This is a genomic window from Streptomyces sp. NPDC053493 (assembly GCF_044544825.1).
Lineage (GTDB): Bacteria > Actinomycetota > Actinomycetes > Streptomycetales > Streptomycetaceae > Streptomyces.
On sequence record NZ_JBITXS010000002.1, the window covers coordinates 553233 to 570586 of the forward strand.

At 68.3% G+C, this 17354-nt stretch carries 25 protein-coding genes; all 25 read right to left on the reverse strand.

Features of this window, described 5'->3' with window-relative positions; all coding sequences use genetic code 11:
* Positions 1–6: 6 nt before the first annotated feature.
* Positions 7–993, reverse strand: a complete 987-nt coding sequence (locus ACIGO8_RS08030; protein ID WP_399725645.1) for a phage tail tube protein — start codon at positions 991–993, stop codon at positions 7–9.
* 3 nt (positions 994–996) lie between these two features.
* Positions 997–1197, reverse strand: coding sequence for a hypothetical protein (locus ACIGO8_RS08035; RefSeq protein ID WP_399725647.1), 201 nt, complete (start codon positions 1195–1197; stop codon positions 997–999).
* 28 nt (positions 1198–1225) lie between these two features.
* Positions 1226–1702 carry a hypothetical protein gene (locus ACIGO8_RS08040; RefSeq protein WP_399725650.1) on the reverse strand — a complete coding sequence of 159 codons (477 nt, stop codon included), beginning with the start codon at positions 1700–1702 and terminating at the stop codon, positions 1226–1228.
* Positions 1702–2250 carry a head-tail connector protein gene (locus tag ACIGO8_RS08045; RefSeq protein ID WP_399725653.1) on the reverse strand — a complete coding sequence of 183 codons (549 nt, stop codon included), beginning with the start codon at positions 2248–2250 and terminating at the stop codon, positions 1702–1704. The genes ACIGO8_RS08040 and ACIGO8_RS08045 overlap by 1 nt, the downstream gene beginning before the upstream one ends.
* 12 nt (positions 2251–2262) lie before the next feature.
* Positions 2263–2496 carry a hypothetical protein gene (locus ACIGO8_RS08050; protein ID WP_399725656.1) on the reverse strand — a complete coding sequence of 78 codons (234 nt, stop codon included), beginning with the start codon at positions 2494–2496 and terminating at the stop codon, positions 2263–2265.
* Between the two features lie 55 nt (positions 2497–2551).
* Entirely contained in the window at positions 2552–3919 is a 1368-nt protein-coding gene (locus tag ACIGO8_RS08055) for a phage major capsid protein (RefSeq protein WP_399725659.1), read from the reverse strand.
* A gap of 141 nt (positions 3920–4060) precedes the next feature.
* Entirely contained in the window at positions 4061–4747 is a 687-nt protein-coding gene (locus tag ACIGO8_RS08060) for an HK97 family phage prohead protease (protein WP_399725662.1), read from the reverse strand.
* The gene (locus ACIGO8_RS08065) at positions 4744–5904 is read right to left on the reverse strand and encodes a phage portal protein (protein ID WP_399725665.1); all 1161 of its coding nucleotides are present in this window, start codon (positions 5902–5904) and stop codon (positions 4744–4746) included. The genes ACIGO8_RS08060 and ACIGO8_RS08065 overlap by 4 nt, the downstream gene beginning before the upstream one ends.
* A gap of 202 nt (positions 5905–6106) precedes the next feature.
* A complete protein-coding gene (locus tag ACIGO8_RS08070; RefSeq protein WP_399725669.1) occupies positions 6107–7633 on the reverse strand; it encodes a terminase in 1527 nt (508 codons plus the stop codon).
* Positions 7569–7850, reverse strand: a complete 282-nt coding sequence (locus tag ACIGO8_RS08075; protein ID WP_399725672.1) for a hypothetical protein — start codon at positions 7848–7850, stop codon at positions 7569–7571. Before ACIGO8_RS08075 ends, ACIGO8_RS08070 begins: the two co-directional genes overlap by 65 nt.
* 158 nt (positions 7851–8008) lie before the next feature.
* On the reverse strand, positions 8009–8446 hold the full coding sequence (locus tag ACIGO8_RS08080; RefSeq protein ID WP_399725675.1) for a hypothetical protein: 438 nt from the start codon (positions 8444–8446) through the stop codon (positions 8009–8011).
* Positions 8447–8704: 258 nt separating this feature from the next.
* Entirely contained in the window at positions 8705–9001 is a 297-nt protein-coding gene (locus tag ACIGO8_RS08085) for an HNH endonuclease (protein ID WP_399725678.1), read from the reverse strand.
* A 4-nt stretch (positions 9002–9005) separates the two neighbouring features.
* Complete coding sequence (locus ACIGO8_RS08090; protein ID WP_399725681.1) at positions 9006–9230, reverse strand: hypothetical protein; 225 nt, start codon at positions 9228–9230, stop codon at positions 9006–9008.
* Positions 9231–9287: 57 nt separating this feature from the next.
* Positions 9288–10319 carry a hypothetical protein gene (locus ACIGO8_RS08095; protein ID WP_399725684.1) on the reverse strand — a complete coding sequence of 344 codons (1032 nt, stop codon included), beginning with the start codon at positions 10317–10319 and terminating at the stop codon, positions 9288–9290.
* Between the two features lie 114 nt (positions 10320–10433).
* Complete coding sequence (locus tag ACIGO8_RS08100) at positions 10434–10670, reverse strand: DNA-binding protein (RefSeq protein ID WP_399725687.1); 237 nt, start codon at positions 10668–10670, stop codon at positions 10434–10436.
* A gap of 377 nt (positions 10671–11047) precedes the next feature.
* On the reverse strand, positions 11048–11278 hold the full coding sequence (locus ACIGO8_RS08105; protein ID WP_399725690.1) for a hypothetical protein: 231 nt from the start codon (positions 11276–11278) through the stop codon (positions 11048–11050).
* Positions 11275–11850 (reverse strand): hypothetical protein, encoded by a 576-nt coding sequence (locus tag ACIGO8_RS08110; protein ID WP_399725693.1) that lies wholly within the window; start codon positions 11848–11850, stop codon positions 11275–11277. Before ACIGO8_RS08110 ends, ACIGO8_RS08105 begins: the two co-directional genes overlap by 4 nt.
* 78 nt (positions 11851–11928) lie before the next feature.
* Positions 11929–12108 (reverse strand): hypothetical protein, encoded by a 180-nt coding sequence (locus ACIGO8_RS08115; RefSeq protein ID WP_399725696.1) that lies wholly within the window; start codon positions 12106–12108, stop codon positions 11929–11931.
* Positions 12109–12199: 91 nt separating this feature from the next.
* Positions 12200–12370 carry a hypothetical protein gene (locus tag ACIGO8_RS08120; RefSeq protein ID WP_399725699.1) on the reverse strand — a complete coding sequence of 57 codons (171 nt, stop codon included), beginning with the start codon at positions 12368–12370 and terminating at the stop codon, positions 12200–12202.
* A gap of 79 nt (positions 12371–12449) precedes the next feature.
* Positions 12450–13010 carry a hypothetical protein gene (locus ACIGO8_RS08125; RefSeq protein WP_399725702.1) on the reverse strand — a complete coding sequence of 187 codons (561 nt, stop codon included), beginning with the start codon at positions 13008–13010 and terminating at the stop codon, positions 12450–12452.
* Between the two features lie 88 nt (positions 13011–13098).
* Complete coding sequence (locus ACIGO8_RS08130; RefSeq protein WP_399725705.1) at positions 13099–15135, reverse strand: hypothetical protein; 2037 nt, start codon at positions 15133–15135, stop codon at positions 13099–13101.
* Complete coding sequence (locus tag ACIGO8_RS08135) at positions 15132–16424, reverse strand: hypothetical protein (protein WP_399725708.1); 1293 nt, start codon at positions 16422–16424, stop codon at positions 15132–15134. Before ACIGO8_RS08135 ends, ACIGO8_RS08130 begins: the two co-directional genes overlap by 4 nt.
* A 14-nt stretch (positions 16425–16438) precedes the next feature.
* On the reverse strand, positions 16439–16660 hold the full coding sequence (locus tag ACIGO8_RS08140) for a hypothetical protein (RefSeq protein WP_399725711.1): 222 nt from the start codon (positions 16658–16660) through the stop codon (positions 16439–16441).
* Positions 16657–16860, reverse strand: a complete 204-nt coding sequence (locus ACIGO8_RS08145; protein ID WP_399725714.1) for a hypothetical protein — start codon at positions 16858–16860, stop codon at positions 16657–16659. The genes ACIGO8_RS08140 and ACIGO8_RS08145 overlap by 4 nt, the downstream gene beginning before the upstream one ends.
* Before the next feature lie 193 nt (positions 16861–17053).
* Positions 17054–17287: a hypothetical protein gene (locus ACIGO8_RS08150; RefSeq protein ID WP_399725717.1), complete on the reverse strand. Its 234-nt coding sequence runs from the start codon at positions 17285–17287 to the stop codon at positions 17054–17056.
* Between the last annotated feature and the right edge of the window lie 67 nt (positions 17288–17354).

Below are 17354 nucleotides of genomic sequence, written 5' to 3' on the forward strand. Positions count from 1 at the left end.
CCTCCGTCAGACGGTCGTGTCGGTGGACATGTACTCGATGGCGACCGCGTTGGTGCCGTCGTACAGGGCGGTGAAGTTGAACGTGGGGCGCACGACCTGGAAGCCGTCGACCTGCGGCGGCGCGTCGTCCACCCTGATCGCGGGCAGCTTGATCCGGAACGTCTCCGCGTAGGTGCTCGCGATGATCGGGCCGACGAACTCGACGACGAGCGAGGTCGCGCCGTCGCTCGTGTGGAGGTCGTCCACGGTGGTCGCGACGTAGTCCATCTCCAGCGACCCGGAGATTTTCACCAGGTCGTTGCTGATCGGCTGCGCCTTCAGCGCCGAGTTGTTGGCGTAGAAGCGGTCGGTGGCCTGCGGCCGCTCGACCTTGATGCTGACCTTCCGGACGCCGTCCAGGGCGGTCTCCGTACCGAAGGTGCCGGACTTGACCGCGAGCTGCCCGAAGTGGAACGGCGACATCGACGGATAGCTCGCGGTCGCGAGCGTCTGGCCCTCGTCACAGTCCCGGCCGTCGAACTCCCACGTCGACGTCAGCATCTGGCCGGCCTCGCACGAAAACTCCGCGCTGGTGACCTTGCAGCCCAGGAACGTCTTGTCGACCACCGTGCCGGTCGTCAGCGGCACGCCCTTCTGGATCGTCAACGACTTTCCGGCCGTGTCCGCCAGGGTGTGCGTCTGCAGGTACGCCGTCGTGACACCCTGCTGCACCGGCGTAACAGACGTGCCCATGAGCGCTTGCAGCAGGACACCCATCGACTTGTTGGTGACCTCCATCTCCAGCGAGCCGGACACCTCCCGCTGCGTCACCACCCTCCGCGAGGACAGCGCCATCAGGCGGCCCGCCGCGACGCCAGCGGACTGAGCCGTCGTTTTCTTCAGCGCCAACGACTCCTTCGTGAACTCCACGAAGCGCGTCGGCGCCACGAACGTGCCGTAGGTCGACTCGGCGGCGATGCCGATCTGCGCGCCGAGCCCGGATCCGATCGCCATGGATCAGCCCTCCTTCGCTGCGGACTTGGCCGCGACCTTCTTCGTGGCGCCGGGCTCCTCGACCGGCTCCCACAGCGTGGTCTGGCAGACGTAGCCGTCGAACCGCGCGTCGGGGACCTCGACGAGCTGGTCGGGCTGAATCACTCGGTCGCCGAGCTCCGGCACGGTGACCGGCTCCGGGCCGATGAAGCGCACACGCGCCATCGCAGTACTCCTTGGATCGTGGGGTGGGTCATATGCGAGCGAAGCATGAGACGGTGAAGTTGAGCCCGGCGAGGGATCCCTCCTTCTGCTCCTGGTGCAAGTCACCGGCAGTGAGGTGCGCCCATTGGACGGTTCCGTTCAGCGTCGGCGCCTCTGGGAAGGCGTTGGAGGCTCTGAGTTCCGTCTCGACGACACCGAGAATTTCGAAGACGCGGGTTCGGCGAAGGGCCGTGTCCTTGTCGCCAGCCCGAGACTCGATGTAGCAAGCGATCACGAAGTCTTCGTCGCGGGTCCGAGCTCCGGCCCCGTTAAAGGCCTGCTGGATGGAGACGGCCGACTCGCCGGACGGCTGCCAGCCGATATAGATGATGTCCCGCTCGGTGAAGTTAACCGCCGAAGGCCCATCCACGATGCGTACCGGCGAGTCGGGATCATTAAGGGTGGGTGCCGCGCGCAGGATGGCCAGCAGCGCTGCGACGGCTGCCGGAACCCGGGAGGTCGCCATCACGCGACCCCCGGCGGGACCTTGAAGGCCTCGAGCATCTGGAGCACCCGGTTAGGGATGGCGTATCCCCAACCGACGACAGGCTCGTTGACGTCGAAGTCGTCGCTGCCCGATGCACCGCGGGCAGCCCCGTACTGGGTGCGCCAGAGGTGCTGAAGCAAGATCCTTGCAGCCACGTTGATGGTCGGGTGGATCTCGCCGCGGCCGGCGACATAGACGACTTGCCAGGGGCCTCCGCCGAAGAAGCTGCCGTTGACACGTCGGATGATGCCCGCAGCACCGTCGAGGGCGACGTCGTCCATGCCCAGTGCCAGGCCGCCGGCAAGGACTGGTGTGATGGACGTGAGAGAGACGGCCGGAACCTGGGTAACAGCCAGCGTCAGGCCCTTGCTGTCGAGGGTCTCAGTGATCGTTCGGTTCTCAACGGGCCCGATGTAGCGCTCGACGATCGGAGTGAGGGCGTTGATGTAGGCGGTCAACTCCTGGTCGTGCATCGTGGTTTCGATGTCGAGCTGGGCCTTGGCTTCGGCCAGCGTCAGAAGGGCCACGATCCCTCCCAGCTATCGCTTGAAGCGCTTCAGCTCGGCGTCGACCTGCTTCACGCGGTCCGTCAGGCCACGCATCTCGTAGCCGGCGCGCTCGCGCTGCAGGGCGTCCATGTAGGCGCGTTCCATAGCCGTGGGTCCGTCCGCCTCAGTGGCGTGCGCGTTCTCGGCTTCCCTGCCGTCCAGGGACTCCGCATCCTCGCCGGCGCTGTCCTCCGCAGCCTTGGCGGGTCGTCGGGGTGCTGCCATGGCTCACTCCTCTCAGGAAGGCGCCGGGCGGTGCTGCCGACCGGCGCCACGGGAACTAGAACGTCGGGGTGATGAGACCTGTGCCACTCAGGACCGAAATGGACTTCGGATACCGCTCGGAGTGCAGCGCGGCGTAGTTGTAGAACCGCAGCAGCACGGACAGCTGGTTGGCGTAGGTCTCGCGGAACGCCTCGGCTCGCGGAGACCCCTCGAAGAGGATCACGTCGGAGCTTCGGACGATGATGATGCGGTCCTCGTTCGTGCCGGCGCCCAGGTTGGTCGGGATGTTCGGGTCGACGTACACGGGCAGACCCTGCAGAGTGCCGACGAAGCCTTCGGACGACACGTCGCCCATCGACGCGATCACGTTCTGCGGCATCTGCGCCACAGGGACGACGAGAGGGCGGCCTGCGGTGTCGAGGGAGACCGTGTACCAGGCCCAGCGCCGCGGGTGCATGAAGATCTTGTCCGGCGGCATGAAGCGGCCAGTGTGGATCTGCTGGATGCCGTCGCCCGTCTTGGCGTAGGCCTCGCCCACCGTCGGGGTGGCGTCGGTGTAGGTGATGGCGTTGGAGCCGGAGACGTTGAGCAGGCCACGCTTGTTGGCCGCGTTGTTGTTGATGACGAACGTGTCCAGGCGGACGGCGTAGTCGGCGGCCAGGTCCGCGAGCAGGATCGTGTCCATGTTGACCGGGGACTGCTCGAGCAGCTGCTGGGAGACCACCTGCTGGCCGGCGATCGTTGCGACAGCGGCCGTGACGCTGTTGGAAGTGGCGTCCGTGTTGGAGACGGCGGAGTTCTGCGTGGCCTGCTCGGCTGTCGAGGTGCCGGTGGCCAGCCGCGGCAGGTTGATGCTGTCGGTGCCGCTCGGGAGGGCGGCGTGGGCGATCTGGTCGGCGACGACACGACCGGCGCGGGCGAGACGCACGTAGTCCTCGACCATCCACAGCGGCGGCACGAACTCGCCGACTCCGCCGTCCGTAGTGTTCAGGGCGCGCTTCTCCTGGACCTCGCGGTCGTTGCGCTGGAGTCGCTCGATGGCCTCGTGATCGCCGCGCTGCTGAGCCCGGAACAGGTCCCGGAAGTAGCTGGCCTGTCCGCCCTTGCGGTACGTCTCGGGCTCGGAGACGACCGCGATCCCGGTGGCCTGCGGACCGGCGGGGGCGTACCGGGCGCGGAGCTCGGCGGCCTTGTTGTCGCGCTCCTCGGCGTCCTCGAGCTCGGCGATGCGCTGCTTGAGGCCGTCAATGCCCTCGTCCTTGGCCTTGATAGCGGCGCGCTTCTCGTCGAAGGCGGACTTCTCATCGTCAGTGAGGTCGCGCTGCTCCTTGCCGGGGGCGTCGAGGATGCCGTCCAGGTCGGTCTTCAGCGCGGCCCGCTGCTCGAGCGCGTCCTGCAGCTGCTTGCGCAGGAATGCGAGCATGGCTCGCTCCTTTCCGAAGGTGATGGTGGTGGGTCGCGCCTGCGATCTGTACGGGTGGTGGCCCAGGTGGTGGCGTTCTCGGGCATGCCGAGTACCGCTCCGGCGTAGGCTCCGGCGCGTCAGGTGTTGCAGGCGGTTTGGCTACAGGTCCAGCGACTGGGCCTGAGCCAGGTAAAGGGAGAGCGGGTGCCCAGAGGCGGGCGCGGGCTCTGCGGGAGGGGCGAAGCGCCGCTGGAGGCGTTCGTAGAGTGCGCGCGCGTCGCCGTCGTCAAGGCTGTCGAAGTCGACCGCTCGCATCGCAGGCGTGACGCTGGTGGCCGGGTTGGCGCCGAAGTTCACGACGGATACGTCCCCTCGGTGCAGGTCCACCTCGAGGATGTCGCGCTGGTCATAGTCCGGGGACCAGATCTGCCGGGTCACTCGGAATGCGAAGCTCATCTCGTCGACGCTGCGGTCTTCGAGAGCCAGCAGCATGTCCTGGACGTCGCCGCGAGCAGTGGAGACGTCGGCCTCCATGTACAGGCCCGTCGAGTCCTCGGAGAGGCGCAGCGTGCCAGCCTTCGTGTAGGCCATGGCGAGACCGCCGTGGTTCAGAAGAAGCTGGACCTGCGGCGTCTCGTTCAGCGTCTTGGTGAAGGCGCCGGATCGCACCACCTCAGCATAGGAGCCGAGGAAGTCCCACATCTCGTAGGGTTCTTCGACCACCGACGCGTAGCCGCTGATGGTGGTGACACTCGAGGATCCTGCCTTGGCGCGCGTCTCCAGCTGCACCGGGAAGGCGCGTCGCACGATCCCCTTCGCGGAGGCGCGTTCGCTCTTGTCGTTCACGGCTGACCTCCTTCGGGGTCCGACGGTGCCGCCCCTGTCGGGTTCGGCTCATTGCCCCAAGGGACGGGGCCCATTTCCTCAAGGTCACGAACCTCGTTCACGACCTTGAAGCGGTTCTGCAGCGCGATGGCGTGGGCCCTGTAACGCGTCAGCAGGTCCGTTCTCACCAGCGCAGCCCGGTTGAACCGCACGACCTGCCCGCGCGGCAGAAGGGCGCTAAGGGCCCTCTCGATGCGCACAAGCCACGGATCCACCGCGTAGGTCAAGAGGTCGATGGACCGCTGCTCGATGTTCGAATACGTCAGGCTGCCACCGGTCTCGTAGCCGAAGATCTCGGCGAATCCCGGACCGAAGATTCGGCAGCACTCAGCGGCGGTGTAGTTGTTCGTCTCCAGGAACTGGGACTCGTTGGGGCTGATCTGGATCGACTGGTACTTCCAGCCGTTCCCCAGCACCGCGGGCTCTCTGCGCCCATGTACCGCCGCCATGAACCGTTCCTTGGCAGTCAGGGCCTGCCGGGCATCGAGGGCCTGGTCGCTGGAGAGAATGCCCGACGGGTGGGCGCCGTCCTCGAACCAGGAGGCGCCGAAGCGCAGGGCCGAGATGCCCGTCGAGATCGTCGTGGCCTGCAGGGCGATCGGCGACAGCCCGAGGAGCCGGCCCGGCGCGGTGTGAGCCCGCTTGTGCCACAAGTCCTCCCGTGGCACCTCTTCCCCGTTCACCCGCCATACCGGCTGGCCTGCACCGTCCAGCGTCACGCCAACGAGGTCGGGATGCTGCAGCACGATCTGCGTCGGCGTGCCCCGCTTCGGGTCCCGGGCACCCGTAATGCCGTACACGTTCCCGCGGAGCATGTCCGACCAGACGAACTGGTGGATCCAGTCCGGCAGCCCGTAGCCGTCGCCCGCCAGGTCAGCCATCCAGGAGGGAAGCGGCTGGGTGCTCCGAGGCCGCGGGTAGTAGTCGAGCGGCATCGTCTCAGCAACAGTGGCCACCAGGTCCACACATGACCAGACGGCCACCTTCTGCAGCGACGCCTCAGTGCGCGAGAGGTCCACGCGCGCGAAGTTGCCGCTGCCCTGCGCGCCGTTCGTCGGGATAGGCGGCTCGGGGATCCATGAGGCCCGCTGTTCGCGGCGCCCGAAGAGAAAGCTCACCTGTTCCTCCGTCCCGCCACTTGGTCCGCCAGGATCAGCACCCCAGCGACGATAAAGCCGGACGGCGCCCACGCGAGCCAAGCACCGTAGGAGACGAGGCCCACGCCGGCCACTGCCGGGCCGAAACGCAGGGCCGCACCCGTCACGCTCCCTGCGACCCCGGCGGCGCTCTGCAGCAGCCTGCGGCCCATACGACCTCCCCTCACCAGATGTTGTCGAGCGGATCGACCACGTCCTCGACCTCGGCGCCGAGGCCCCAGCGGGCGAGAGTGGCTGCAACGAGCGGGCTGATGTCGACGCCGACACCACGCCGAGCCCACGCCCAGGAATCACCCAGCGGTCTCTTCTGGGCGCCCGCGAGGGCGACCGCGAGCGGCGCCTGGTCGAGATGCGAGATGGACTGGTCGACGACCGCGTCGTAGAACTGGCCTGTGGCCTGGGCGATCTCCCGGACCTTCGGCTGCACCACGGAACGGCCCAGCGCTTCCTCCAAGGCCGGAATCAGCGAGCCAGCCGGTCCGCCGCCGTCCACGACCCAGCAGCGCGGGCCCCACTTCTCTTCCAGGGCCTTCGCCTTCTCCACCACCCAGCCCAGGCCGGGCTGATGGGCGATGACCTCAAGGTGCGTTCCGCCCCGCCACGGGCTGGCCACGACGATCGCGGCGTAGTCCCGTTCAGGTGTAGCGTCGATGGCCATGCAGAGAGCCCCGTCAGGCCGGGACTTCGCATCAGCCAGGGCCCGCCAGACGTCCTCGCCGATCACCTGCCAGGTGTCGCTGCCGTCCGATGGGTAGTCGCCGACGCCGAGACGCTCACGGGCGTAGCCGGCCGGGCTCAGCGTCATCCGCTCGTTCCGGACCTTCTCCAGCGTCAGCCGGTAGCCCACCGCCGGATTGGCTTTCAAGACGGCCTCGTCCGACGCCGCGTCGTCGTGGGCCGTGCACCCGGTTGGGCATTCGTCCAGGTGCAGAGCAGCAGACCACTCGAAGTAGGCGAGTGACGGGTCGACCGCATCGGCTTCGATCGCCGCCAGGGCGCGTCGCCTCAGGCGGCCGAGCTGTACCGAAAGCGGTCCAATGCCGGCCGACCCGAGGTACCAGATCTGCGGATTCTCGACGGCCGCCATCGTCGGCAGCAGGGCGTCCATGGCGTCGTCGCCGAGGATCATGTCCTCGTCGAGGATGTTGCAGTCACCGGTGAAACCGCGGCCGGAACCCTTGCTGCGGGCGATGAAGCGAAGCGTCTGCCCCGTGTGGAGCTCGATGGCTTCCTCGCCCACGGTGTATCGGTAGGCCTTGACGCGCTTGTGCAGGTCAGGGCAGCTACGTATGAGCCGTTCCACGCGCTTGAAAGCGGCCTTGGCGGTCTTGAACTCGTGCGCGCTGTGCAGGATGAGCTTCTCGCCGCCGATGAAGAGGCCCCACAGTTCGCGGGCTTCGATGATGCCGCCCTTGCCGTTCTGCCGCGGGACGTTGACGCAGACCTCGAACGCTGACCAGCTTCCGTCGGCCGATTCGCCCATGCCCTGCCGGAGGACGTGCTGCTGCCATGGGTCGAGCTGGAGGCCCGCTCGGGCGGCGAGGTCGATTGCCTCCTGCCCAGCGGTCGAGACGGACGGCGGGACGATCTCAATGGGCGGCTGCTGCCAGCCCTGTGCCCGGGTGTCAGCCGCCGGAGGCCTTGCGGCGGACTGCCGCTTGGCGCTCTTCTCGCTTGCGAGTGATGTCATCGACGCCGTCCCCCTCTGACTTGATGGGCGCGAGGGCGCGGAGGCGGACCATGAGGCCGTGCAGCTTGTCGGCGACGACGGCCTGTGATGTCGGAGAGTCACCGTCAGGGATCTGGTCGAGTGCGCGGGCGAGCTTCAGCGCCATCTCCGCGAGACCGGGAGCGGTACTGGTCACACCCAGTTTGTCAAGCTCCTGACGGATCGAATCTTCGACCATGATCGACCTCCATGACAGAGCGTCACGGTTACAGAGAGTCGCTATTTCATGAATCCTGGGACTCGGGTCAAGATCTTTCTGACGGCCGCGCAAAAAATCGGGCGAGAAGGGCTTTTGGGTCGCCCGGTCCTGAGCTCAAAGAACAGGCCAGGCCGCGTTCACCAGGCCCTCGATGACTGCGGCATTGCATCGGAGCGTGACGCTCGGTGCTGCCGATACCAGCGGGTGGCCACCCGCTTCATCTCCAGGTCACGCATCGCTTCGATGCGCTGCATGACGATGTCTCGCCCAGGGTCGACAGCCACGATGCGCGCGTCGAGCCGCTTGTACTTCGCCATAGCCTTGCCGCTCGGCATGGTGTGGATGAGGTAGACGTCAACCTTGTCGCGCAGCTCGAACGCCTCGTACATCGCGGCGTATCGCGCCTTGTGCGCCACGCGCAGGAGATTGGGGTCCTGGTTCCACTGCGGTGCACCAGGACCAGACAGGGCGCGAGTGATCAGATCCAGATCGATGACAATGTCACGCGCCGTAGCACGAGCCTGGATCCAGCTGCTCTTACCTGAGGCCGGCGGCCCGGTGACGACGTAGAGCACGGGGTCACTCTGCCGCGATGCGCACGCCGTCAGCGTCGTACCACTCGATGCTGGACACTGATGCCTGCCCATCACGGGCCTGGAACCACGGAGTCATCGATGCAGCGCGAGGTGGCGCCATCGGAGCATCCAACGTCAGGACTACAGCTTCGGCGTCCCTCTCGTCTCTCGCGACTTCCATGCACGCGAGGAGGTGTAGAACCTGCTCGAACTCAGACAGGAGTTCGTGCGCCACTCGAAGAGTCACGCGGCCCATGCTCACCACCTTCTGGAAGCTCGACGGGATTCAGCCGGGCGCATGCGGTTGCCTCTACCTGAGTTGCAGGCACGGTGTGCTGCTCGGGCGTTGGCGCGGTCAAGGAGGGCGCCGCCACGACTGAGGGGCTGGGCATGGTCGAGGGTGAATGCCCACCGTGACCGTTGAGCGTCCTTACCCTTGAGGGCGTAGTTGATGTCCCGGCCGCAGATCCAGCAGGGCAGGGCCTGAGAGCGGAGCCAGGTGCACAAGTCGCGGTAGGGGCGCCCGTTACGCGGGTTGCCGGCCACGGGCGCCACCTCCTCACCGGTAGTAGCGGTCGGTGTATTCGGGCCCGGAGGGCTCGGGCTCGCAGCCCTCGTCGCTGTCGGGTGTGCCGTGGCTGATGACGAGGAAGTACGACTGGGGCACGAAGTCGCAGCCCTTGTCGGTCCAGCCGCTGGCGAGCCCGGTCCACACAAGGAGGGCGACGAGCACGGCGACGATCTTCGTGTTGCGGGAGAGGCGGCGAGGCGTGGTGTCTGGCATGCGGGTCAGGGTGGCGGACGTGGAGGCGCCGTGCGGGCGGTGTGACTGTCCTGTGACCTACGCGGGCTCGGGGCCGAGGTTGGCGAGGCGCATGATCCAGGGGTAGCCCGCGAACGCGTACACCCGGGCGCTGCTGGTGCCCTGGTTGACGAGTGCCACGGTGGCCAGGCCGCCGCTGGTGTGGCCGGCGCCGACGGTGAACCGGGCGGCGCCTGGGACGCGCGGGAACGAGGTGTTGTAGTACATCCACGGCGAGCCCTCGCTCGAAGGGCTGGACGTGCCAGAGCTGTCGTAGACCGCGATAGCGCCGCCGCTGCTGAGCAGGGCGAGGTCGTAGAACCGGGTGCCGGAGTTCAGCATCAGCACCTCGGCCGCGATTCGGTCGCCGGCCTGGGCAGCGATCGAGCACTTCAGTTGCGTGCCCACCGAGGTGGCGACGATCGCCCAGGATGGGGCGGAGGGGAGGTCGACAACGGCGCCGTCGCTGATGCGAGCTTCGGCCCAGCGGATGGTGCTGCCGCCTCCGCTGCTGTTGAAGCGCGGGTCGTCACCAGCTGCGGCGGTGCCTGCAGTCGTGCCGATGTTCCGGGTGGCCGCATTCCCGAGCCCGAGGTTCGTGCGGGCGCTGGCTGCGCTGGCCAGGTCGCTCAGGTTGGCACTCTTGGCAGCGAACTGCTGGACGGCCCATGTGCGGTCGCCGTGGGGGTCGCTGGCGCCCGCGTGTGTGGCGACGGTGCCCTCAGGCTCGGCATCCACATCCGCGTAGGTGATGACGACGACGCCCGTCTTCCCGTTGACGGACGACACGGCGCCACTGCCTGCCGAGCCGCCGTCAGGGGCGGGTACGGGGATCAGGCTGGAGATGTCGACGGTGCCGGTACCCGAGACGTAGGCGTAGAACTGCTGGCTCGGAGCACCAACCGGTTCAAGACTGATGCGCCAGCGCCAACCGGCAGGCCCAACGCCTGACGCATCGTTCGGGACGACCACCGCCGAGAAGGAGCCATTGGCGATGGTCACCTCGCCGCCGCCGAGGTAGATAGCCGCGCGGCCCGTATCCACCAGGTAGGACGACGGCGTGAACACCACCTTGCCGCCATATCCAGTACCTGTCACAGCCGCGGGAAGCGTGCCCGTGATCGTGACGGTAGGGGTGCCAGGAGGGAACGGCATCGAATACCCCCTCGCGCAGTGGTGGGCAGATCAGGCGGCGCGGTCGCCGGCAGGTAGCGGAGGAACGTCGCCGGGCTCGATAAGGGCGTTGGTCTCCTCGTCCCTGTCGGCCATGTTGAGTTCGAGGATGTTGTAGCGAACCTTGCCTCGGCCGGTTCCGTAGCGCCCGATTCGGCCTTCGTGGGCCCACCGTCGGATGGTGACGCCAGGACGTCCCGCGTACCAGGCTGCGGCACCTTCATCGACGAGGATGGGTTCGTCAGCCATGGCCACCCCCGAGAATGCGAAAGGCCGCCCCAGCGTGGGCGGCCCTCAGCAGGCGCAAAGCTCCAATTGAGCACACCGTAAGTTCGGCGGTCGATCGTGTCAAGCTATCTCAGGTTATCTCTGGATAGGGCCCTTCTATCCGCCACACTGCTGTCATGGCGACGGTGTTCACGGTGCAGGCGGATTCTGAGGCTGAGTGCCGCACGGAACTGGTCCGGCTTTGCGAGCTGTTCGGGCTGACTCCGCTACTGCGGCCGATGGAGTCGAGGGGCACGGGTCGGTGGATGGCTCGCGCGACACCGACGGCCCCTGCCGAGACAGGCGAGGGCCGCGGATAGTTCATCGACCGCCGGCTCCGACGGTTCATCGGGGCTGGTTCATCGGTTCCTCCGGGCGGCGACGGCGGCCTTGAAAATGCGGACGCCGGACCCGGGGTCGTGGGCGCTGCCGACGACTCGGCTGCGCGGGAAACGGATGAGCAGCTGGGTGATGTGGCGTTCGCAGCCGTAGGTTCCGGCGTTGGTCTCGTCGAGGAACAGGTGGTCGTGGGCGCCGTCACTGCAGGGTTCGTTGTCGATCTGGGCTGAGGGGCAGCGCTTGCTGGTCATCGATTCTCCCCGGCGTTGGCGGCGGCGGTGCGGATGAGGTGCAGGATCTCGGTCTTGCTGCGGCCGTGCTGGTCGTTCCAGCGGTGGTAGGGGTCGGTGATGCCTCGGGCGGCGAGGATGTTCTGCATGTGGCGACCGGCGGCGTGGGCGGTGTGCTCGTCGCCGTAGCCGAGGCGGAACAGGACGGCCTGGGCGCCGAGGATGCAGCGCCGGCCGCTGTTGGTGCGGAGGGCGCCGCGCTCCCAGCCGTAGCGTTCGATGACGAGCGCGGTGAGTTCGAGGTGCTGGGCGACGGTGATGTGCCGGGTGGTGCCGGCGTGGAGCTGGCGGATGATGCTCAGTGTCCAGTCGGGCAGGATGCGCCAGAGTCGGCTGGGCGGTTCGAGGGTCGGCGCGGCGACCGGCGCGGGCTGGGTGCCGAGCGCTTCGGTGACGAGCTCGGCGGTGGTCTTGGTGACGAGCGGGTGGGCAGTCCGTGTGCTGGCCTGCTGGGCGAGGTACTGCTCGATATCGGCGATGAGCTGCCGTGCGTCGACGTCGGCCTTGACGGGGGCGAGGGTGGGCGTGGTCATCTAGTGGTCTCCTGTTCGCGGGAGGTGGGGCGCCCCTGGTGCTGTCCAGGCGGTCAGGGGCGCCCCGAGTTGGTGAGGTCAGCGGCCGTAGTTCTCGGGAAAGCCGTGGCGACGGAGCCATTCGCTCTCGTAGTCGCTGCGGCCGGCCGCTTCGAAGGTGGCGCGGGCGTCGTTCACCTCGTCGTCCGTCATCTCGAGCGAGGTCTTGTTAGCCCAGGTCTTTCCGGTGAGGTCGGGCCAACGGTCTGCGGATCCCATGAGGGCTTCCTCTCGTCTTGGTAGGCGCGGGGCGTAGCCCGGCCCTACTCGCCTGGGTGGGTTAGGCGGATCGGGCAAGTTGCGGGCAAGGTCAGCGGCCCAGGAGCGGCCTGTTGCTCTCCAGGTAGAAGAGGGCGCGCTGCAGCTCGGCGTCGGTGAGGCCGGCGGCTCGGAGAAGGTCGCGGGTGCGTCCGGCGTCCATGCCTGCGGCGCGTGCTGCTCCGGTCGCGATCTGGGCGAGTTCCTTGTCGGTGTGGGCCATGGGTTCCTCCGTGGGTGTGGGCTCGGGTCTGTCCCGGCTCCCCTCACCGCCCGCGCGGGTCGGGCGGATCGGGCAACCGTCAGAACCAGCGGCTTCGCTTGGCGCCGGCGGCGGCGAGGATCTTCTTGGAGCCGTCGCCGCGGCTCATGTCCTTCTGGTGCGCGGCGTGGGTTCGCTGCGCGACGTCGTGGTTGGTGGCGGCCTGCGGGGTGTCGGCGATGTTGCGGATGCCGCGGGGCGGCTTGCCGTGGACCTCGCGGTGGTGGGTGAGGAGCTGGGTGACGCTGAGCTCGCTGCCGCCTCGACGGTTGGGGCTGGTACTGCAGACCATGGGGTGCCCGGTGAACGGCGCGGTGTCGTTGGTGACCTCGTACTCCTCGTAGAGCTGGCTGTCCTCGTAGGGGGCGACGCGGGTCTCGACGTCGTGGATGACGTAGAGCAGGTCGCCGGGGCGGACGTCGCTGCACAGCTTCTTGGCGTGGCCGCGCTTGGCTTCGTAGAGGGACTTGAGGGCCATGATCGGGTTCTCCTTCAGGCTGTGGATGTTCTTCGCATATAGGGCGTGACAGGGCGCGTGACGGCCCGTTACGTTGCAGGTCAGAGCGGTGCGGGTGGGTGTGACGTGGGTGTGACGCGTCACGGGTAGCGGGTCGCGGTCACGCCCCTGTCACGGGCAGCGTCACGGCCGTGACCTGCGGCGTCACACCCTCGGTTCGGGCGATCGGCGCCTATTCGGCGCTCGTCTCCCCGATCAGCTCGAGCAGCGTGGCGAGGTAGTACCCGCGGCCTCCACGCCACTGCTTGGTCTTCATGTCGATGCCGGAGGCGATCTGCTCGGACTGGTCGCGGAGGGCTTTCTGGAAGCGGGCCAGCGCCTTGTCGGGTTCCTCGTCCTCCTGCGGCGCCCACGCCTCTGAGGCCGAGGCGACGTAGTCGTAGATCTCTTCGCTGGTCAGGCGCTCGGGGTCGCCGTGGGCGGTGAAGGCGAGCCGGGCGAGCTCGATGGCCTCGGGCAGGACGGTGTGCGGCTTGACCTGGTCGAGGTCGTCGAAGGTGACGCCCGCGGTCTCCAGCGAGATCGCGTCGATCCAGGGACGTCCCGCAGCCGCTCGGGCGGCGGCGCGCTCCTTGGCCTCGGCGCCGCTGATCGCGATGAACTTGTGGATGAGAGGGTCTCGCTGGCCAGCGCCCATGATGTAGACCTTGCCGGCGTCGGCGGGGTCTTCGCCCTCGGCAGGGTGGAGCCGGTCGGGACGGTAGCCGTTCGCTCCGGCTCCGGCGCCGAAAACCTGCACGATGTCCTGGTGCCGGGCGGGCCCTACGATCTTCAGCGCGATGCTGTCGGCGATGGCGGCACCGATGGAGTCTTTCGTGGCCTCCTGTGCGGCGAGCCCGATCTGAACCCGGGCCTTGCGGCCGACGCGGAGGATGCCGACAACAAGCGCCTTGGCCTGCGGGGACAGCTGCGGGTACTCGTCGATGACGGCGACGATCGCCGGGTACTCGGCTGACGGGATCCAGTTGTCGCCCATGCCGAGCTTGCCGAGGAGTGTGGCCCGCGCCTTCGCGACCTTGAGCAGCTTCTCCAGGATCGCTTCGATGCGGTGCATCTCGTCGGGTCCGACGGCACGCACGCCGACCGCGTCGGCCAGGGGCTCCAGGCCGTTGCCGCCGGGGTCGAGGTCGATGACGACGACGTCCTGGCAGGCGGTGAGGACGTCGCCGATGGTTCGCATGGTGACGGACTTGCCACCGCCGGAGGAGGCGATGACGATCCAGTGCAGCCCGAGGAACGACATCTCGGTGGGCTGGCCGTCCATCCTCATGGCGACCAGCGCCTTGTCCCGCATGCGGCCGCTGTTGGGCGCCCGGTCGGGCAGGGGCGGCATCTTGATGAACGGGTCACTGGCGACGAGGCGGAGGGTGGCGCGGGCCCGGCTGATGCGGAGCGGCTGGCACAGCAGTCCGTCGACGGGCAGGTCGAGCGGGGTCTCCAGGTCGCCGGCCTTGGCGATGAGGTCGGCGGGAGTGCCCTTCTTGAGGCGGACGTTGATCTCCCAGCCCCAGTCGTAGCGGCGCCCGGCCTCAACGTCGGCGACCGCGATGCCTTCGGAGACGAGGGCGCGGCGGACGCACTCAGCGGCTTCCTTTCGGGTCGTGGCGTCGGCGATCGGGAACGGCTCGCCTTCGCCGGCGAGGATCTCGATGCGACCCGGGTCGTCCTCCAGCTCGACGGCCTGGGGCCGGCCCTTGAGCGCGCCGTAGGTGAGGGTGCCGATGGCCATGAGGATGCTGGTCCACACGCCGCCGGCGACCGCGCCGTATCCGGCGGCGGTGCCGATCGTTGCACCCCATGCGCTGGTCTTCGCGGTGTAGACGAGGCGGTGCTTCTTGTAGTCCTCGCGGAGCTGCTGCACCGCGCGCTTGGCAGCCTGTTCGGCTGCCGCGTCACCCTTGGCGGCTTTCACATCGGCGCGGGCGGTGCGGATCATCTGCGGGTAGTCGTCGCGGTAGCCGTCGATCCAGCGGGCGGCGAGCCGGCCGTAGCCGCGGAGGGTCCAGCCGACGTAGAGACGGTTGCCGAGCGCGTGGTCCTTGGCAAGGTCGGTGCGGTCCTTGGCCGCGACGAGCCACGCCGGCCGCTCGGCGAGCACGTCGCCCTGATGCTTGATGATCGTGCCCTCGACGGGCTGGGAGACGCCGTCCTTGACGAGGGTCAGCGGGGGCCGCTGGACGGCCGTCTCGGCGTTCGGGGCGGTGGTCACTTCGACTCCTCGGGGGTGCGCTCGATGCGTGCCTGGGTCCGGGCGATGGCGCTCACAGGCAGCGTGTCGCCGGGTACTCGGCGGGGCGGCGTGCCTCCGTTGTTGCGGCGTCCGTCGGGGGCGTTCGGGTCCTTCTTCTCGGCCGGGGGTCGATGGGAATTGACCTGCGAAAAGTCACCGATTATCGGAACGTCCGTGGCTACCTTCATGCGGGCCTGCGCGGCCTTCGAGTTGGCCTCGATCTCGGGTGTGATGCCGACGACCTTCGAGCCCGTCACCCGGTACCAGGCCTCGCTCCAGACGCCCTCGGTGACGACCGGCAGGCCACGCGCGGAGCGGAGCGAATCGGCGACCTGCCACACCTTGTCGTGCGCGTTGCGGCGGTCCTCATCGCGACGCTTCTGCTCTTCCGCCTCACGCATCTCGGCAAGCCTCTTCGCCTCGCGGGCCTGAGCCTCGGCGACAGTCTTCTCGGTCTTCGCCCTCTCGCGTGCAGCGTCCTCCTTCGCCTTCGCTCGCCGGGCTGCGCGGCGCTCTCGGGCGGACGGGATGCCGTCTGCCTTCTGTGCGATGCCGTGCTCGTAGGCCATGAGGACAATCGGGCCGCCGAGGGAAGCGATGGCGCCGATGAGGCCGGCGTTGAGCCCGATGTCCGGGTCCGTGACGCCGTGCCACAGGTTGATTGCGGCGGCGACAGCGGCGCCAAGCATGATGCCGATCCGGTACGGCAGGACGTCGCGTCGGTGGGCGACCGCCCAGGCTGCGCCGCAAGCCAGGACGAGGGCGAGGCCTTCAAGGAGGGCGGGAGCGGCCACCATGAACTTCCGCTGCGGGTCCCAGAAGGCGAGGAACTGAACCGGAGCGGCGATGACCAGTCCGACGGCGTAGATGGCGCGGGCGCCCCACTTCCACAGCCGCTCAGCACGCTGCTGCTCGGCCATCCGCGCCGCTTCCTCGGCCGCCTCGTCAGCGGCCTCAGCCTCGGCCTTGAATTTGGCCGCGTCCGCGCGCGCCTTCTTCTCGGCCTGCTCCGCCAGGTACGCCTCGTGAGCAGCCTGTTCCTTCTCCGTCTTCATCCGCTGCCGCTCGTTCGCGAGACGCAGCTTCTCGGCCTCCTCGGCCGCCAGCGTCTCCGCGGCCTTGGCCCTGGCCTCGGCTTCGATGATCCGGGCGCGGGCTTCGGCTTCGCTGCGGGTGCGGATGGCGTCCGCCTCGGCGAGCGCGACCGGGTCGAACCGCGGCTCGTGGGCCACGGCGTGGCCGTTGACCTTCTCGATGGCGGTGCTCACGGTGATCAATCCCTTCAGGTTCCGGTGGACTGCTGGGTCGGAATGCGGGTCGGCTTGACGGCTCGGAGGGTCGGCGGGCCGGGCTCGACGGCGGATGCGACGACGGCGAGGACTGCGGAGGCGACGAGCGCGAGACGCCACAGGAGCGGGACCTGCGCGCCGAACACGAAGGCCAGGGCGCCGAAGACGGCGAAGGCGATGCTGGGCCGGCGGGTCTGCCGCCAGTCGACGATCACCGGACCTCGTCCTCGCCCATGTCGTCGACGCAGGCGGAGAGGATCCGCATGACGGTCTGCTGGCTGTAGTCGCCGGAGTGGAGGGTCAGGTCCCAGGCCTCATCGCCGCTGTCGGCGTTGAGCTTCTTGGCGGCCGAGGCGATCTCGGCGTCGGTCGGCTGGTAGCCCTTCGGCTGCGGCTTGCGGTTGAACAGGCCCATGACGGGCTCCTTTCGAGGTTGGCGAGGAGGGCGGAGGACTACCACCAGCTCCACTTCTTGCGCTTGTCGGAACAGCCGTTTTTGGCGTGGTCGTCGCACTCGGGGCACGGCGTGCTCTGGTCCCCGAGGCCGAGCCAGTTACCGCTGTGGAGTCGGGCGTGCTCCTCGCACTGCGGGCAGACGTCCTCGGCCATCACGCGGCGGCGGGCTGGGTGAGGCCGGCGAGCTCGTCGAGGAGGCGCGGGCCGTCGGGCGTGGAGTTGTCGATCTGCGCGGCCAGGTACTCGGCGGCCAGCAGACCTGTCTGGTCACCAGCGCGCTGGGCGGTCAGGTAGTCGGCGACGACGCTGGCGCGGACACCGGCCTCGACCTCGGCGAGCTGCCGGTCAGACGGTCCATCGGACGGGATCAGGGCGAAAGCGGGCATGACGAATCTCCTCGTGGCAGAGGTACGGGTGTGGTGGTGGGGTGCCGGGGCCGGCGGCAGGGGGAAT

Coding starts and splice junctions, on each gene's coding strand:
- ACIGO8_RS08030 (WP_399725645.1), bottom strand. CDS start 993: ATGGCGATCGGATCCGGGCTCGGCGCGCAGATCGGCATCGCCGCCGAG.
- ACIGO8_RS08035 (WP_399725647.1), bottom strand. CDS start 1,197: ATGGCGCGTGTGCGCTTCATCGGCCCGGAGCCGGTCACCGTGCCGGAG.
- ACIGO8_RS08040 (WP_399725650.1), bottom strand. CDS start 1,702: ATGGCGACCTCCCGGGTTCCGGCAGCCGTCGCAGCGCTGCTGGCCATC.
- ACIGO8_RS08050 (WP_399725656.1), bottom strand. CDS start 2,496: ATGGCAGCACCCCGACGACCCGCCAAGGCTGCGGAGGACAGCGCCGGC.
- ACIGO8_RS08055 (WP_399725659.1), bottom strand. CDS start 3,919: ATGCTCGCATTCCTGCGCAAGCAGCTGCAGGACGCGCTCGAGCAGCGG.
- ACIGO8_RS08070 (WP_399725669.1), bottom strand. CDS start 7,633: ATGACATCACTCGCAAGCGAGAAGAGCGCCAAGCGGCAGTCCGCCGCA.
- ACIGO8_RS08075 (WP_399725672.1), bottom strand. CDS start 7,850: ATGGTCGAAGATTCGATCCGTCAGGAGCTTGACAAACTGGGTGTGACC.
- ACIGO8_RS08090 (WP_399725681.1), bottom strand. CDS start 9,230: ATGCCAGACACCACGCCTCGCCGCCTCTCCCGCAACACGAAGATCGTC.
- ACIGO8_RS08100 (WP_399725687.1), bottom strand. CDS start 10,670: ATGGCTGACGAACCCATCCTCGTCGATGAAGGTGCCGCAGCCTGGTAC.
- ACIGO8_RS08105 (WP_399725690.1), bottom strand. CDS start 11,278: ATGACCAGCAAGCGCTGCCCCTCAGCCCAGATCGACAACGAACCCTGC.
- ACIGO8_RS08110 (WP_399725693.1), bottom strand. CDS start 11,850: ATGACCACGCCCACCCTCGCCCCCGTCAAGGCCGACGTCGACGCACGG.
- ACIGO8_RS08115 (WP_399725696.1), bottom strand. CDS start 12,108: ATGGGATCCGCAGACCGTTGGCCCGACCTCACCGGAAAGACCTGGGCT.
- ACIGO8_RS08120 (WP_399725699.1), bottom strand. CDS start 12,370: ATGGCCCACACCGACAAGGAACTCGCCCAGATCGCGACCGGAGCAGCA.
- ACIGO8_RS08145 (WP_399725714.1), bottom strand. CDS start 16,860: ATGGGCCTGTTCAACCGCAAGCCGCAGCCGAAGGGCTACCAGCCGACC.
- ACIGO8_RS08150 (WP_399725717.1), bottom strand. CDS start 17,287: ATGCCCGCTTTCGCCCTGATCCCGTCCGATGGACCGTCTGACCGGCAG.